General features: G+C 65.0%; 15 protein-coding genes. 8 read left to right on the forward strand and 7 right to left on the reverse strand.

The window, feature by feature from the left end:
• Window positions 1–11: 11 nt before the first annotated feature.
• The 3 genes from P9A16_RS02440 to P9A16_RS02450 all read left to right on the forward strand — a co-directional run bounded on the left by P9A16_RS02440 (window position 12) and on the right by P9A16_RS02450 (window position 3,851).
• Window positions 12–1,496, forward strand: a complete 1,485-nt coding sequence (locus P9A16_RS02440) for a mannitol dehydrogenase family protein (RefSeq protein WP_023516520.1) — start codon at window positions 12–14, stop codon at window positions 1,494–1,496.
• 79 nt (window positions 1,497–1,575) lie between these two features.
• Window positions 1,576–2,268, forward strand: coding sequence for an HAD family hydrolase (locus P9A16_RS02445; protein WP_023516521.1), 693 nt, complete (start codon window positions 1,576–1,578; stop codon window positions 2,266–2,268).
• Entirely contained in the window at window positions 2,268–3,851 is a 1,584-nt protein-coding gene (locus tag P9A16_RS02450) for an FGGY-family carbohydrate kinase (protein WP_023516522.1), read from the forward strand. The genes P9A16_RS02445 and P9A16_RS02450 overlap by 1 nt, the downstream gene beginning before the upstream one ends.
• 322 nt (window positions 3,852–4,173) lie before the next feature.
• Here the strand turns inward: P9A16_RS02450 and P9A16_RS02455 are convergent, their stop codons facing one another.
• Window positions 4,174–4,968, reverse strand: coding sequence for a response regulator (locus tag P9A16_RS02455; protein ID WP_023516523.1), 795 nt, complete (start codon window positions 4,966–4,968; stop codon window positions 4,174–4,176).
• Window positions 4,969–5,120: 152 nt separating this feature from the next.
• Here P9A16_RS02455 and P9A16_RS02460 point away from each other — a divergent pair, with 152 nt between their 5' ends.
• The 3 genes from P9A16_RS02460 to P9A16_RS02470 all read left to right on the forward strand — a co-directional run bounded on the left by P9A16_RS02460 (window position 5,121) and on the right by P9A16_RS02470 (window position 7,498).
• On the forward strand, window positions 5,121–5,306 hold the full coding sequence (locus P9A16_RS02460; RefSeq protein ID WP_371260075.1) for a NepR family anti-sigma factor: 186 nt from the start codon (window positions 5,121–5,123) through the stop codon (window positions 5,304–5,306).
• Window positions 5,307–5,313: 7 nt separating this feature from the next.
• Entirely contained in the window at window positions 5,314–5,868 is a 555-nt protein-coding gene (locus P9A16_RS02465) for an RNA polymerase sigma factor (RefSeq protein WP_024270843.1), read from the forward strand.
• Between the two features lie 124 nt (window positions 5,869–5,992).
• Window positions 5,993–7,498, forward strand: coding sequence for a sensor histidine kinase (locus P9A16_RS02470; protein WP_023512970.1), 1,506 nt, complete (start codon window positions 5,993–5,995; stop codon window positions 7,496–7,498).
• A 29-nt stretch (window positions 7,499–7,527) separates the two neighbouring features.
• On the opposite strand, the gene P9A16_RS02475 is transcribed toward P9A16_RS02470, so the two are convergent.
• From P9A16_RS02475 to P9A16_RS02500, 6 genes are all read right to left on the reverse strand, one after another.
• The gene (locus P9A16_RS02475) at window positions 7,528–7,959 is read right to left on the reverse strand and encodes a hypothetical protein (protein WP_024270844.1); all 432 of its coding nucleotides are present in this window, start codon (window positions 7,957–7,959) and stop codon (window positions 7,528–7,530) included.
• Window positions 7,960–8,020: 61 nt separating this feature from the next.
• Complete coding sequence (locus tag P9A16_RS02480; RefSeq protein WP_023512968.1) at window positions 8,021–8,419, reverse strand: glycine zipper domain-containing protein; 399 nt, start codon at window positions 8,417–8,419, stop codon at window positions 8,021–8,023.
• Window positions 8,420–8,545: 126 nt separating this feature from the next.
• Complete coding sequence (locus P9A16_RS02485; RefSeq protein WP_023512967.1) at window positions 8,546–9,334, reverse strand: heme ABC transporter ATP-binding protein; 789 nt, start codon at window positions 9,332–9,334, stop codon at window positions 8,546–8,548.
• A 6-nt stretch (window positions 9,335–9,340) separates the two neighbouring features.
• Complete coding sequence (locus P9A16_RS02490) at window positions 9,341–10,462, reverse strand: FecCD family ABC transporter permease (RefSeq protein ID WP_023512966.1); 1,122 nt, start codon at window positions 10,460–10,462, stop codon at window positions 9,341–9,343.
• Entirely contained in the window at window positions 10,449–11,390 is a 942-nt protein-coding gene (locus P9A16_RS02495; protein WP_278025518.1) for a heme/hemin ABC transporter substrate-binding protein, read from the reverse strand. Before P9A16_RS02495 ends, P9A16_RS02490 begins: the two co-directional genes overlap by 14 nt.
• A gap of 75 nt (window positions 11,391–11,465) precedes the next feature.
• The gene (locus P9A16_RS02500; protein WP_023512964.1) at window positions 11,466–12,512 is read right to left on the reverse strand and encodes a hemin-degrading factor; all 1,047 of its coding nucleotides are present in this window, start codon (window positions 12,510–12,512) and stop codon (window positions 11,466–11,468) included.
• 234 nt (window positions 12,513–12,746) lie between these two features.
• On the opposite strand from P9A16_RS02500, the gene P9A16_RS02505 reads away from it, so the two are divergent.
• Both P9A16_RS02505 and P9A16_RS02510 read left to right on the forward strand, forming a co-directional pair.
• Window positions 12,747–13,178 carry a hypothetical protein gene (locus tag P9A16_RS02505; RefSeq protein WP_023512963.1) on the forward strand — a complete coding sequence of 144 codons (432 nt, stop codon included), beginning with the start codon at window positions 12,747–12,749 and terminating at the stop codon, window positions 13,176–13,178.
• A 60-nt stretch (window positions 13,179–13,238) separates the two neighbouring features.
• A complete protein-coding gene (locus tag P9A16_RS02510) occupies window positions 13,239–14,135 on the forward strand; it encodes an energy transducer TonB family protein (protein ID WP_037407949.1) in 897 nt (298 codons plus the stop codon).
• Window positions 14,136–14,495 lie beyond the last annotated feature (360 nt).

The raw sequence follows: 14,495 nt of genomic DNA on the forward strand, positions 1-14,495 counted from the left end.
AGGAACGGACCATGACCACGAAACTGTCGCTCGCCACCCTCAAAGAGGTTGCCAGGACGGCTGCCGTTCCGGCCTATGAGCGCTCGGCCCTCAAGGCGGGCATCGTGCATTTCGGCGTCGGTAATTTCCACCGGGCGCACCAGGCGATCTATCTCGACGACCTGTTCAACCTCGGCCATGACCATGACTGGGCGATCATCGGGGCCGGTGTGCTGCCGTCCGACGCCGCCATGCGCGAAAAACTCGCCGGGCAGGATTTTTTGACGACGGTCGTCGAGCAGGACAACAACCGTTCCGGCGCGCGTGTCACCGGCGCCATGATCGGCTATCTCGAGCCCGGCAATGCTGCGGCGACCATCGCACAGCTTGCCAATCCCGCCATCCGCATCGTCTCGCTGACCATCACCGAGGGCGGCTATTTCATCAATCCGGCCTCCGGCGTCTTCGATCCCGGCCATCCGGCGATCGCCGCCGACGCCGCCAATCCCGGCGATCCCAAAACCGTGTTCGGGCTCATCCTCGCCGGTCTCAAGGCGCGCAAGGATGCCGGCCTCGCGCCTTACACCGTCATGTCCTGCGACAACATTCCCGGCAACGGCGAAGTCACGCACGCCGCCATTTCCGGCCTCGCGCGCCTCTCCGATCCCGCGCTTGCCGACTGGATCGACACCAACGTCGCCTTCCCGAATGGCATGGTCGACCGCATCACGCCGGCGACGGGGCCACGCGAGATCGGTATCGTCGCCGACGAGTACGATATCGATGATGCCTGGCCGGTCTTCTGCGAAGAGTTCAAGCAATGGGTGTTGGAGGATCACTTCCCGGAGGGGCGCCCGGCGCTGGAGAAGGCCGGCGTGCAGTTCGTGCCTGATGTCGCGCCCTACGAACACATGAAGATCCGCATCCTTAACGGCGGCCATGCGGCGATCGCCTATCCGGCCGCGCTGCTCGACATCCATTTCGTCCATGAGGCGATGGAGGATGTCGACATCCGCGCCTTTCTCGCCAAGCTGGAGCGGGAGGAAATCATCCCCGTCATCCCGCCCGTGCCGGATACCGACCTCAACGACTATTATGCGCTGATCGAGCGGCGCTTCTCCAATCCGAAGATCGCCGATACGATCCCGCGCCTTGCGCAGGACGGCTCCAACCGCCAGCCGAAATTCATCCTGCCGTCCACTGCCGATCGGCTGGCGCGCGGCGAGGACGTCATCGGCCTGTCGCTCGTCTCGGCGCTCTGGTGCCACTACCTCGCCGGCAAGACGGACAGCGGCAAGGACATCGCCTTCAACGACCCCAATATCGACCGCATCCGTGCCGCGGCGACGTCGGCCAAGAACGATCCGAACGCCTTCCTCGCCCTGAAGGATATCTTTGGCACGGTCGCTGTGTCCGACCGCTTCACCCGGCGGTTTGCCAATGCGCTTGCGTCCCTCCAGCAGAAGGGGACACGCGCAACGCTGAAGGACTATCTGGGCGACAGGCTCGCGAATTGAGGAAATCCTTACAAATCCGGGGCTTTCCAACGAGGGGAGCAGACAGTACCACGGGGGCCTGACAATGGAACGGGACGTCATGGCCGCCAAACAGACAGAACTGGTGATCTTCGATTGCGATGGTGTGCTCGTCGACAGCGAGCCGATCTCGCTTGCGGTTCTCGTCGAGGCCCTGGCGACGGCGGGTGTGGCCATGAGCGCGGAGGAGGCGCATGAGCGGTTTCTCGGCCGCAGCCTGAAAAGCATGTCGGAAATCCTGCATGCCGACTATGGGCTCGCAATCGACGCCGCCTTCCTGGAAGCGATGCGCAAGGTGCTCTATGAGCGCTTTCGTGCCGAGTTGCAGCCCATCAACGGTATTGCCGAAACGGTGGACCGGCTCGGCATCGCCCATTGCGTGGCTTCTTCCAGCCAGCTCGAACGCATCCGCCTGTCGCTTTCCGTCACGGGCCTCATCGACCGGTTCGAGCCGAACATCTTCAGCGCGAGCATGGTCGCGCGCGGCAAGCCAGCGCCCGATCTTTTCCTCCATGCCAGCGCCGTCATGGGTGTCGCGCCCCGGCATTGCGTGGTCGTGGAGGATAGCCCGGCCGGCATCACGGCGGCGAAATCGGCGGGCATGCGGGTGGTCGCCTTCACCGGTGGCTCCCATGCGCGCTCGCCGCGCCATCGCGAGGCGCTGCTCAGCCTCAACCCCGATGCCCTGTTTGACGACATGCGGGAATTGTTACAGTTTGTCCGCAAGGAAGAGGACGGCGGGAAAGAGCATTGATGCGCGATCTGATCGTTGCGGTGGACATCGGCACGGGCAGTGCCCGGGCCGGTGTATTCGACCGGAACGGCGCTCTGCTGGGACGCTCCGAGCACCCGATCGCCCTGCGCCGACCCAGCGTGAACCACGCCGAGCACGATTCGGAGAACATCTGGCAGGCGGCCTGTGTGGCCGTCAGGGCGGCGCGTGCGCTTGCGGGCGTCGCGGCGGACCGTATCGCCGCGCTCGGTATCGATGCGACCTGCTCGCTTGTGGTCCGGGACACGGAAGGACGACCGCTGGCGGTCTCCGGCGGCGCGGAGGCGCGCTGGGACACGATCGCCTGGTTCGATCACCGTGCCCTGGAGGAGGCCGACCTCTGCACGGCGACGGATCATCCGGTCCTCGCTCATTCCGGCCGGGTCATGTCGCCGGAAATGGAAATGCCCAAGCTGATGTGGCTGAAGCGTCACCATCCGGAACAGTGGGCGAAGACGGGCCATGTCTTCGACCTCGCCGATTTCATGACTTGGCGGGCGACGGGGGCGAATGCCCGGTCGCGCTGCACGATGACGGCGAAATGGAACTACCTTTCCCATGAGAAACAGCCTTGGAATGCCGGCTTCCTGACGGCGATCGGCCTTGAGGATCTGCGTGAACGCGGTGCGCTGCCGCAGGAGACGCTGGCAGTCGGCACGGCTGTCGGCCCTCTTGCGCCGGAAGCGGCCACGGAGCTCGGCCTCGACACAGGCTGTGTCGCTGCGACCGGCCTCATCGATGCCTATGCCGGCGCGCTCGGCGTGCTCGGGCCTTTCGCCGGCACGCCGGAGATGCTGGAGCGGCAACTTGCCCTGATCGGCGGGACCTCGAGCTGTATCGTCGCCTTTTCCAGCGACAAGCGGTTCGGTTTCGGGATGTGGGGTCCCTACTACGAGGTGGTGCTGCCGGGGTGGTGGCTGGTCGAGGGCGGCCAGTCGGCGACGGGCGCGCTGCTCGACCATATCGTGCGTGCGCACAGCGCCGGCGGCGAACCTTCGGCGGCGAACCATGCCCGCATCGCCGCGCGCATCCGCGAGATGCAGGCGGAGGAGGGCGAGGCTTTTGCCGCGCGGCTGCATGTGCTGCCGGATTTTCACGGCAATCGCTCGCCGCTGGCCGATCCTCACGCACTCGGCGTGATCAGCGGCCTCTCGCTGGATGCCTCCTTCGACGGGCTCTGCCGCCTCTATTGGCGGACCTCCGTCGCCATTGCGCTTGGCATTCGCCATATCCTCGAAAAGCTTGGCGCGGGCGGTTATCCGCTCGACACGCTGCATGTCGCCGGCGGCCATGTCCGCAACGCGCTGCTGATGGAGCTCTACCGGGACGTCACTGGTTGCCGCGTCGTCGTGCCGGAGACCGGCGATGCGGTGCTGCTCGGGACGGCGATGATGGCGGCGGTTGCCGGCGGGCTGCACGCGGATCTGGCGGCTGCAGGCCGTGAGATGTACCCGGGAAGCCGGGTTTTCCTTCCCGACCCCGCCCGCAAGGCCGCCTACGACCGGGACTACCGTCGCTTCCTCGCGCTTTACCGGCACCGGGCCGAGCTGGAAGCAATCGACTGACGGTTGAAAAAAATCTTCAGGGGGCTGGAACCAAATCCTGTGTCGGGGGTTTCTCTGGCGTCACTGGTCAGCGCATGTCCCCCAAATGCGAGGCCCTCGACCGGTGATCGACCACGATACCGTGTCCCCCTCCGGTCCGTGGATACTCAAGCAGCCAGTGTCTCCCAGACGCTGGCTGTTTTCCTTTGTGGCATTGCCGGAATATTGAGAATGGCCGTGGATAGCCTCCTGCCACTCGGATTGCGGACAAAATAAAGGCGGCGGTGGGCGTGCCTCCCACCGCCGCCAGCCGCGCCGCCGCTGCGGCCGTCCGGGAGCGAGATCAGGCCGCGGCGCGCGCTTGCGGGGTGAAGAGAAGGGCCTGGTTGATGAGCACCTTCACCTGTTCCGGATTGAACGGTTTGGACACGAGGAAGGCCGGCTCGGGACGCTCACCGGTAAGCAGCCGCTCCGGATAGGCGGTGATGAAGATCACGGGGATGTCCGTGCGGGCGAGAATGGAATTCACCGCATCGATGCCCGAGCTTCCATCGGCGAGCCGCACGTCGGCAAGGACGAGGCCGGGCCGGCTGTCGCTCCAGAGCATTTCGGCCTCGGCCTGCGTGCGGGCGATCCCGGTGACGCGATGGCCCATGCCGTTGACCATATGCGCAAGGTCGAGCGCGATCAGCGGCTCGTCCTCGATGATCATGATGCCCGTTTCGGCCTGCGCAGCGATCTCCGCGAAGGCGGCGTCCAGAAGGGTGCGGATGCTGCTGGTCTCGGCATCGAGGATGTCGGCCGTCTTCTCGACGGTAAAGCCTTCGACCGTCGCCAGCAGCAGTGCCTGCCGGCCGAGCGGGGGAACGCCGGAAAGGTCGAACGGGGCCTCTGCGCCGGGCGAAATGGCGCCGGCGCCACGGCTCACGGATACGGGGAGGGACGAGATGATACGGCTGAGCAGGCCGAAAAGCCTGGCTTTGTCGTCCTCGCCTTCGGGCATCACGGAGGGATCGATGAGGATGGTCTCAAGGGTCGCTGCCACATAGGCATCGCCCGAGGGCTGCGTTCCGGTGAGGGCGCGTGCGTAACGGCGGAGCGCGGGAAGGTGCGGCCCGATGCGGTCGGAAATCGGCATGATGGTCCCCTGTTCTCAAATTGCTGCAATCGCAGTTGACGGTTTGAACGCGGAAGCCAAATTAAGGTTCCGGCGAAGGGAACTTTTTTTGATGCCGGGCATTTCCACGCCGAATTCGTCACAAGGCGCAGATGAAAGATGAGAGTGGCACTGTGAAAAGCGTGGACAAGAAAAGAAGCGGGCAACGATCACCCGCGAGCGAAGACCCTAATGCGCAGATTGCGATGAAGCTTCGCGCCTTCTACCATCAGGTACAGGACGAGGCGCTTCCCCAAAGATTCCTGGATCTTCTCGAGAAACTGGATGCCGTGGAAAGCCGCATCCAACGGGCCGAGTGAGGGTAGGATGGATCAGGAACAGACGACGTTCAAGCGGGAACTGCTGGCCGTTCTTCCGAGCCTGCGCGCTTTCGCCATCTCGCTGATCGGCCGGCACGACCAGGCCGACGATCTCGTGCAGGACACGATCATGAAGGCCTGGGCCAAGCAGGAGCAGTTCGAGATGGGCACGAACATGAAGGCCTGGCTCTTCACGATCCTGCGCAACGAACTCTACAGCAAGATGCGCAAGCGCGGCCGCGAGGTGCAGGATTCCGACGGTCTCTTCACGGAGAACATGGCGCAGCATCCCTCGCAATACGGTTCGCTCGACATGCAGGACTTCAAGAAGGCGCTGGAAAAGCTGCCGGACGAGCAGCGCGAGGCGATCATCCTTGTCGGCGCCTCGGGCTTTTCCTATGAGGAGGCGGCCGAAATCTGCGGCTGTGCGCTCGGCACCATCAAGAGCCGCGTCAACCGCGCCCGCCAGCGCCTGCAGGAACTCTTGCAGGTCAGTGGCGAAAGCGACTATGGCCCGGATGCGGTTTCTGCGCCGATTACGTCGCGCGCCTTTGCATCGTAGGGAAAAGCAACAAGCGCCGCCCGCGCGCTGCGGGCGGCGGATAATTTAGGGGGAGCGGGGCGAAGAGCGTCGTCAGGCGAAAGCCAAGGGTGAAACCGGGCGCGGAATCGCATACCAGAGGCGTATGAAGGACAATGTTCTGACAGTATCGTCCGATATTGCAGCGGTTCTGGATGCGCCAGACCGTCTGGCGGCGCTTGACGCCGCGATGCCGGTGTTTCTCGGTCCAGATCCTGATTTCGACGATATTGCGGGCCTTGCGGCTGGACTCTTCTCCGCGCCGATTGCCCTTGTGACCATTCTCGGCCGCACGGATCAATGGTTTCTTGCTCGGCAGGGGACGCCGGAAATCCGGGCGCCGTCGGCAGATTCCTTCTGCGTGCGGATGATCGCCGAAAGCGGCGTTGAGCCGTTGATCATTCCTGATGCCTGCAAGGATGAGCGTTTTGCCGGCCTGCCAAGCGTCACTGCACAACCGCACCTTCGCTTCTATGCCGGGGCGCCGATCATGGTGGACGGTCAGCCGATCGGCACGGTCTGCGTCTTCGACGTCAAACCGCATGCGCGCACGGTGCCGGACCTTGTTCCGCGGCTGCGACAGCTTGCTTCGCTCGCCGCCTCGCTCATCAAGCTGAAGGACGAGGCCCGGCGGCGCATGCTGGCTGCCGAGGTACTTTCCCGCGACGAGAAGCGCCATGCCCTGGCGCTTGATGCCGCCAATGTTGCAAGCTGGTTGTGGGACCTGTCGACGGGCATGGTTTCCGGCAACGAGACCTTCTATCGCATGCTCGGCGTCAAGCCGGCCAAGCCCATGCGGGCGCGCAAGTTCTTCACTTCGGTCCATCCGGCGGACCGCAAGGTCACCATCGGGCGCCTGCGGGATGCGCTCGCCTCCGGCAAGGAATATGACGGCCTCTTCCGGGCGGCGAAATCCGGCCGCTGGTTGCTCGGGCGCGGGCGCGTGCACGAATGGGATGCGGAAGGGAGGCCGACGGTCTTCCTCGGTATCAATGTCGATGTCACCGACGGGCAACTCGCCTCCGAGCGCACGCGGCTCCTCCTGCGCGAGCTCAATCACCGGGTCAAGAACACGCTGGCCATGCTGCAGTCGCTTGCCCGGCAGACCCTTCGCCAGACGAGCGATCCAGTCGAATTCATGGACGCGTTCGCCGGCCGTCTGCAATCGCTGTCCGAGGCGCATGGCCTGCTCAGCGATCACGAATGGGGTGTGATCCACCTGAAGATGCTGCTGCAGAAGCAGATCATGCCCTATGCGATCGACTTCGACAGCCAGATCGAGATCCACAAGGACGAGGTGGAGCTGGGGCCGGACCAGGCGGTCGGCCTCGGTCTCGTGCTGCACGAGCTTGCCACCAATGCCCGCAAATACGGAGCGCTGTCGGTACGTTCGGGCAAGGTGGTGATCACCGCCCGCGTGGTGAAGGAAGACGATCAAAACGTGCTCAACATGACCTGGCACGAGGTCGGCGGGCCGCCGGTCAACCCGGACGGCCGGCGCGGTTTCGGCTCGGTGTTGATCGAGCGCAGTCTCGACAAGATCCTCGGCAGCAGCGTGCATGTCGAATATCTGCCCAAGGGCGTGACGGCGGTCATTCGCATGCCGCTCTGAGCGGCGTGCCGTCGGCGGACATCGGAAAATCAGTCGTCGTCGCGACGGGATTTCGGCGCGAGCAGGAAGCCGAGGGCGAGCGCGACAGCGGTTGCCGCGAACGGCTTTTTCACCGCGGCGGTGGCGGCTGCGGCCATCAGGTCACGGCGTGCGGCCAGTTGCCGGCGGCGGATGCGGCGCCGTTCCCGCTCCCGCCTGTTGCGCATGGCGACAACGGCCAACACGATGAGAGCAAGCAGCAGGAACCCCCCGGCAAGGCCGAAGAGCGCCGGCACGGTGCCGTAGTGCTGCGACAGCAGCACGGCGGTCGCAATGATGCCGAGACCGTAGGCCGTGACCAGCAGAAGCCCGATCACGGCGCCGGCGATCGCATTGCGCTTGGCGACGTCCATCGTCTCGTCCACCCGGTCGCTGACGCGGGTCACGAGATTTTGCAGGAGAATGGCTCCCAGTGAAAGCATGCCTTTGACGCTCCGCATAGGAGGGACGCCGGTTGGCGTCCCGGATCGTGCGAGGAAGGGATTAGCGCCGCAGGAGGGCGGCGATCAGGAAGCCGGCGGCGGCGGCGACGCCGAGGGTCGCAAGCGGATGGTCCTTCACGGCCTTGCGGGCGCGGCGGCCGGAATCGCGGTAGCGCTCCTGGAAATCGGCAAGAATGTCTTCGCCTGCCGCAATCATGTCGCGGATATCGCCTTCGGCGCGATCCTTCAGGTCATGCGCAGCTTCGCTTGCCTGCACCCTTGCTGCACGGGCCTTCTTGCGAATGCCACTCGCGCCGCTGGAAGCATCGTCCGCAAGCAGCTTGGCGAGAGAGGCGATCTCCGCGCGCAGGTCCGCGATCTGTTCTTCGACGGCCTGGGCTTCGTCGTGAATCCCGTTGCGAAGGCTCTTGCTGCGCGATGAAAACAGTCCGTTGGCCATGCCGTTTCTCCTTTTTCGGTCGCCCGCAAACCTGCGGGCCGAACAGCGCTCCACCTTCCTGGCAGAACGGTTTTTCCGGTCAGACAACGGGTATGGGGGCAAAAGGTTCCGTAAGGTGCTGGAAAATCAGGCCGAAGCGGTGTGCGGCAGCACGAAGGGAACGCCGGTTGCAGGCACACCATTGACGCGCATGCGGCAGCCGAACACCGCCTCCATCGCATCGTCGGTCATCACATCGGCGGGTGGACCGGCGCGCTCGATGCGGCCGCTCCGCATCATCACCATGTGGTCGGCGAACATGGCGGTGAGGTTGAGGTCGTGCATGACGGCGATCACGCCACCGCCGCTTTCACAGTAGCGGCGCGCCAGCGTCATGATGGTCAGCTGGTGGCGGATGTCGAGTGCGGAGACCGGCTCGTCCAGCATCAGGAAGCATGGTTCGCCGTCGAGCACCGGTTCCCAGATCTGCGAGAGCACGCGGGCAAGCTGCACGCGCTGTTGCTCGCCGCCGGAAAGCTCCTGGTAGAAACGGCCGGCAAAGCCCGCGAGGTCGACGGCGGCGAGCGCTTCCGCGGTGATCGCATCGATGCGCTCGGCGTGGCGGTTCGGGCCGACGGTGAGGCCGAGGCGGACGATCTCACGCACGGTGAAGGGGAAGGCGATGGTGGCGGCCTGAGGCAGCACGGCGCGCTTGACGGCAAGCTGCCAGGGTTCAAGTGCGGCAAGCGCATGGCCGTTGATGGTGATCTCGCCCTTGCTGGGCAGTTCGCCTGCGACCGCTTTCATCATGGTCGTCTTGCCGGAGCCGTTCGGGCCGACGATGGCGGTCAGCTGGCCGGCCTTGGCCTCCAGCGACACGCCGTGCACGATGGTCTTGCCGGAAAGGCTGACCGAGAGGTTTCTCGCGGTGATCATAGTCTCTTACCAGCCGTTGCGTGTGCGGTCGCGCAGCAGCACCCAGAGGAAGAACGGGGCGCCGGCGAGCGCCGTGATGATGCCGATGGGCAACTCCGCGGGCGCCACGATGGTACGGGCCAGCATGTCGGCGCCGAGCATCAGCACGCCGCCGAAGAGCGCCGAGGCCGGCAGCAGGTAGCGGTGGTCCGGGCCGATGACGATGCGCAGGAGGTGTGGCACGACGATGCCGACGAAGCCGATGCCGCCGCTGACGGCGACCGAGGCGCCGACCGCGCCGGCGACGGAAACGACGGCGATGTATTTCAGCCGCTGTACCTTGACGCCCATGTGGAAGGCTGCGGCCTCGCCGAGGGTGATCGCGTTGAGGCCGCGTGACAGGAAGGGAACGACGACAAGCGCGAGCAGGATGATCGGCCCGGCGGCGAAGAGCTTTGCCCAGGTCATGCCGGAGAGCGAGCCGAGGCTCCAGAAGGTGATGTCGCGCAGCTGCTTGTCGTCGGCCATGTAGATGAGGATGCCGGTGATGGCAGCGGCGAGCGCGGAAATCGCGATGCCGGCGAGCAGCATGGTGGCAACGGAGGTCTGCCCCCCGCGCGTGGCGATACGATAGAGCAGCAGCGTCGTCAGGAGGCCGCCGATGAACGCGGCGAGCGGCAGGGCGAAGGCGCCGAGCGCGATCATCACGCCCGCCGGGAGGCTTGCACCCAGCACGATCATCAGCACCGCGCCGAGGGCGGAGCCGGAGGAAATGCCGACGAGGGCGGGATCGGCGAGCGGATTGCGGAAGAGGCCCTGCATGACCGCACCGGACATGGCGAGCGCTGCGCCGATCAGGAAGCCGAGCAGGGCGCGTGGCATGCGGATGTCGAAGACGATGATGCGATCGCGCATGCTGAGCGCGGTGTCCTCCGCGCCGCTGAAGAGCGCGCCGATGACATTGAGGGCGGAGGCGTCCGAGGCACCGGTCGCGATCGACAGGGCGAGTGCGACGGCCGAGATGGCGACGAGGGCAGCGAGCGTCAGGCGTGCGATCGCCGTCCGGTCGCCCGCCGCCCGGGACTGGGCGGAGCGCATCAGGAAGGAACCGCGTGCGCCATCGCCGCGCACGGCATCATTGAGAGACATTGCCGTAGAGTTCTTTGTTCAGGTCGCGGATGGCCGAGGCAGTGCGCGGGCCGAAGCCGAGCAGGTGCAGGCTGTTCATGCGCAGGATCGCCTTGCTGGCGGCAGCGGGTGTCACCGAGATCGCCGGATGGGCGAGGATTTCCGCGTCGCTGCTGCCGGCGCCGGGGCGGCTCATGACCATGATGACGTCCGGCTTGGCCTTGATGATCGCCTCGTCGGTGAGTGGCTTGTAGCCTGCGAAAGCCCCCTCCGTCGCGTTGATCGCGCCGGCAAGCCCGATAATGCCGTCGGCTGCGGTGTGGCCGCCGGCCGCCATGACCTTTCCGTTCTGGAAGGAGAGGATGAACAGCACGCGCTTGCGCTCGCTTTCCGGCCGCTTGGCGGCGTCGGCAATGGCCGCATCGAGATCGGCCGCGACCGTCGTCTCCAGCTCCTTTGCCTTGTCCGGCACGCCGAGGAACGTGCCGACGACGTCGATCTTCTTGAGGATGGCGGCGCGATCAAAACCTTCCGGTACGGTCTCGAAGGGGATGCCGGCGCTTTTGAGAACCGCGAGCGCATCGGGCGGGCCGCTGCCCTCGACAGCGAGGATCGCGGTCGGGTTCACGGCGATCACGCCCTCTGGCGACAGCTGGCGCATATAGCCGACATCGGGAAGCTTCAGAGCCTCCTCGGGGAAGGTGCTGGTCGAATCGCGGGCGACGAGACGGCTGCCTTCGCCGAGCGCATAGACGATCTCCGTCACAGCGCCGCCGATCGCCACCAGCTTCGAGCTGTCGACCTGCTGCATCTCCTGTGCGACGGCCTTGCGGATGAAGCCGCCCTGGCCCGTGGCCGCAAGCGGCAGGAGCAGCGGGGCGGAGAGGGCGAAGACGGTGAGGGCCACTTCCCACGGGCGGGCGCGGCGGAAATCGAAGCTCTTGTTCATGATCGTGGTCCTTCGCAGGTAACCGGCGCGCTGCCCAAATGTGAAAACGCGCTATTCGTCTTTCGGTACGGCGGTTCAGGCCGCAACGCTGTCGGGGCGCGGCAGGCTGTCGAGGATCTCGCGCCAGTCGGTGCGCTCCGTCATGCCTTCCTTCCGCTTGCCGAAGAACTGGATGATCATCTCGCCGCTGCCGTCATAGGCTTCCAGCGAGGTGACATGGCCGTCGACGGTCGGCTTGCGCACCACCCAGCATTCGGCGATGTGGTCCATGCGCAGGTGCATGTGGAAGGTCGGGTCCATCACGTTGAGCCAGGGCCCCATCGGCTGGATGTTCTTCACCGGGCCGGTATGGATCTGGATTGTGCCGTGGTTGCCGACGAAGCACATGATGTCGCTCTCGCGCTCGGCGGCGGCCCGCATCAGGTGGCCGACGGCGTCGGCGGCAACCTGATGGGCGAAGTCCTCGCCGACGCTGCGCACGGCGTCTTGGCGGCCGATCTTCAGCTTGCGCAGCAAACCGAAGAACTGGTGGGTGTCGGTCATCGCCGCCCAGTTTTCGCGCAGTGCCGCGACATCGACGGGACCGGTTTCCTCGACCTTTTCCGATACGACCTCGATGAAGTCCTGCGACTGGTCGTCCAGGCGGAAGTCGGCGATGATGGCCTCGTAGGCTTCGAGATTGGACGCGGGGCGCAGGTGCACCTTGTGCACGGCAATACCTGCCTTGTCGAAGAACTGCAGGCTGCGGCGAACCTGCTCCCCATCCGTCTTGGTCACGGCAAAACCGTGCGCCCAGGTGCCGGGGAAGATCCGCAGGTCGATGTTCTCGCCGAGCACGATCGAGGCGTGCTTGCCGGTATTGATTTTCTCGAAGACGCCGATCTTCTCGTGGACCACGCTCTCGTTGCGGGTCAGCGCCATGACCTCGCCGAGGGCTTCCGAGCGCTCGAGGAAGCGATTGGCATCGCCGTCGATGCGCACCGCCGTCAAGCCCACCTCGGCCGCGACGAGCGCGGCTTCCGAAATGCCGAGCTGTGCGGCAATGTCGCGCTCGCGCATCTTCGGGTTCTCTGCGCGAAAGGCGCGGATTTCGGCGGGGGTCGGGCGGGTCGTGTTGCTCATGGGCGCGGCCTTGATCGAATTTCCTGTCGTCCAGTCCCGTCCCGGTAAATTTTGTTGGCGGAACAGGGGTTTGACGCGGATTTTGCGTTTACTATCTTGACTTCATTACTCATATTTATCTATGCACGCAATACCGGTGCGATAAAGTCATGTTAATTCTGGCGTTCACCGGATAGACTGACCGCGGCCGTCGCTCTCGGCCGACGGAAAACCGACAGCGAGACAGGCGAGCCCATGACCGTACGCACCCTTCTTCTTTCCGCGATGCTTTCTGCTGCCACCATCACCGGTGCCGCTGCCCAGGAGGCCACAGCGCCCAAGGGGCTGGATGTGGAGCTGAATGCGCTTGCCGGCTCGCAGAAGGGCTGCGTCTTCACCTTCGTTGCGGCCAATGGTTTTGAGCAGAACGTCTCCAAGGTCTCCTTCGAATTCGTCATCTTCAACGACAAGGGAACGGTCGAGCGCCTGGCACTGCTCGATTTCCGCGACCTGCCGGCGGGCAAGTCCAAGGTGCGCCAGTTCGACGTGCCGGGCATCAAGTGCGAGACGGTGAAGAACCTTCTGATCAACGACGCGCCGGTCTGCGAAGGCGAGGGCCTCGCCAAGGGCCGCTGCATGGACGGCATCGTGACGCGCAGCAAGGCGGCGGCAGGCCTGGAAGGCTGAGTATCGGGTGAGCGGCACATGAGGCGCCGCGATGCATGAAACGCAATGACGGGTGATATCATGTCTGGAAGCAAGTGGCTCTGGCTCGGCGCGGGCACCCTTTCCCTGCTGGCGCATGCCACCGCAGCCGCCATTCTCACCATGGCGCCGGCGCCGGAAGAAGAGCAGGCGCTGGTTGCCGGCGGCGTCGTCGCCGAGGTGGCGATGCTTGGAAACGGTGCTTTCGAGGCCGTGGAGTCCGGCAATCCCGAAGACACGATCACGCCCGAAACCATCCAGCCTGACGTTACCGAGCCGGTGCCGCAGGAAGTGGCGGAAATCCAGCCGACCGAAATCGAGCCCGAGGTGACCGAGGTGATGACGCCGACGGATCCGATCGTCTCCGAGCCGGTCGAGGAGCTCGTCGTGCCTTCCGCAGAGGTGGAGATCGCCGCGGTTCCGGTTCCCGAGATCAAGCCGGAGATCCGGCCGGAAGAAGAGATCAAGCCGGTTCCCGAGGTGAAGAAGGAAGAGCCGGTCAAGAAGGTTGAGCGCAAGAAGCCGAAGGAAAAGCCGGTCCGGAAGGCGGGCGAGAAGGGCAAGGCCAAGCAGAACGCGACGCGCGGCGAGGTCGATGGCTCGGCGGATGTGAAGACCGCGGCGGTGGGCGGCCAGAAGAAGGGCAATTCCTCGACCGCCGGCAACGCGGCCGTCACCAACTACCCGGGCAAGGTGCGCAACAAGATCAACCGCGCGAAGCGACGGGTTTCGGGTGGGGATCGCGGCAGCGTGGTGGTGAGCTTCACCATCAGCGCCAGCGGTGCGGCGAGCGGCATTCGCATCGCGCGCAGTTCCGGGGTTGCCGCGCTCGACAAGGCAGCCGTCGATTCGGTGCAGCGGGCGGCGCCCTTTGCGAAGATTCCGGAGGGCGCCGGCAAATCGTCCTGGGCCTTCAACGTGCCGATCGTCTTCAACTGAGACGTGTTTTCCCGCCGTGCTTCCGCCGGCGGGAATTTTTTGCGCGAAAATATGACTTTACTAGTCATGTTTATACTTTACTCTGAAACTCAAGTTTTGTAGGTTGCCCCCGAACTGAGGCTCCGCCCATGCGGAGTGCCAAAGGGGAAGCGTGCATGAACTACGTGACTGCAGGCCGCGCGGAAGCGGTCTTGAAATCGATGATCGCCGAACGCGACCGGCGCATTGCGGATCTGGAGCGCCAGCTCGCCGCACTCAGGAAGCAGATCGCAGCCCCGCAGGAGACGGTCGCGGCAGCAGCGGCGCCGGCCGTTGCCCCGCGGGTCGAGGTAAGGGCGCCGCAGGCGCCCCGCAGCGTGG

Origin of the sequence: Shinella sp. 838 (assembly GCF_029623935.1) — a bacterium.
GTDB lineage: Bacteria > Pseudomonadota > Alphaproteobacteria > Rhizobiales > Rhizobiaceae > Shinella.

What these genes read in the sequence shown, in the direction of transcription:
- P9A16_RS02440 (WP_023516520.1), top strand. Translation starts at nt 12, where the DNA reads ATGACCACGAAACTGTCGCTCGCCACCCTCAAAGAGGTTGCCAGGACG.
- P9A16_RS02445 (WP_023516521.1), top strand. Translation starts at nt 1,576, where the DNA reads ATGGCCGCCAAACAGACAGAACTGGTGATCTTCGATTGCGATGGTGTG.
- P9A16_RS02450 (WP_023516522.1), top strand. Translation starts at nt 2,268, where the DNA reads ATGCGCGATCTGATCGTTGCGGTGGACATCGGCACGGGCAGTGCCCGG.
- P9A16_RS02455 (WP_023516523.1), bottom strand. Translation starts at nt 4,968, where the DNA reads ATGCCGATTTCCGACCGCATCGGGCCGCACCTTCCCGCGCTCCGCCGT.
- P9A16_RS02465 (WP_024270843.1), top strand. Translation starts at nt 5,314, where the DNA reads ATGGATCAGGAACAGACGACGTTCAAGCGGGAACTGCTGGCCGTTCTT.
- P9A16_RS02470 (WP_023512970.1), top strand. Translation starts at nt 5,993, where the DNA reads ATGAAGGACAATGTTCTGACAGTATCGTCCGATATTGCAGCGGTTCTG.
- P9A16_RS02475 (WP_024270844.1), bottom strand. Translation starts at nt 7,959, where the DNA reads ATGCTTTCACTGGGAGCCATTCTCCTGCAAAATCTCGTGACCCGCGTC.
- P9A16_RS02480 (WP_023512968.1), bottom strand. Translation starts at nt 8,419, where the DNA reads ATGGCCAACGGACTGTTTTCATCGCGCAGCAAGAGCCTTCGCAACGGG.
- P9A16_RS02485 (WP_023512967.1), bottom strand. Translation starts at nt 9,334, where the DNA reads ATGATCACCGCGAGAAACCTCTCGGTCAGCCTTTCCGGCAAGACCATC.
- P9A16_RS02490 (WP_023512966.1), bottom strand. Translation starts at nt 10,462, where the DNA reads ATGTCTCTCAATGATGCCGTGCGCGGCGATGGCGCACGCGGTTCCTTC.
- P9A16_RS02495 (WP_278025518.1), bottom strand. Translation starts at nt 11,390, where the DNA reads ATGAACAAGAGCTTCGATTTCCGCCGCGCCCGCCCGTGGGAAGTGGCC.
- P9A16_RS02500 (WP_023512964.1), bottom strand. Translation starts at nt 12,512, where the DNA reads ATGAGCAACACGACCCGCCCGACCCCCGCCGAAATCCGCGCCTTTCGC.
- P9A16_RS02505 (WP_023512963.1), top strand. Translation starts at nt 12,747, where the DNA reads ATGACCGTACGCACCCTTCTTCTTTCCGCGATGCTTTCTGCTGCCACC.
- P9A16_RS02510 (WP_037407949.1), top strand. Translation starts at nt 13,239, where the DNA reads ATGTCTGGAAGCAAGTGGCTCTGGCTCGGCGCGGGCACCCTTTCCCTG.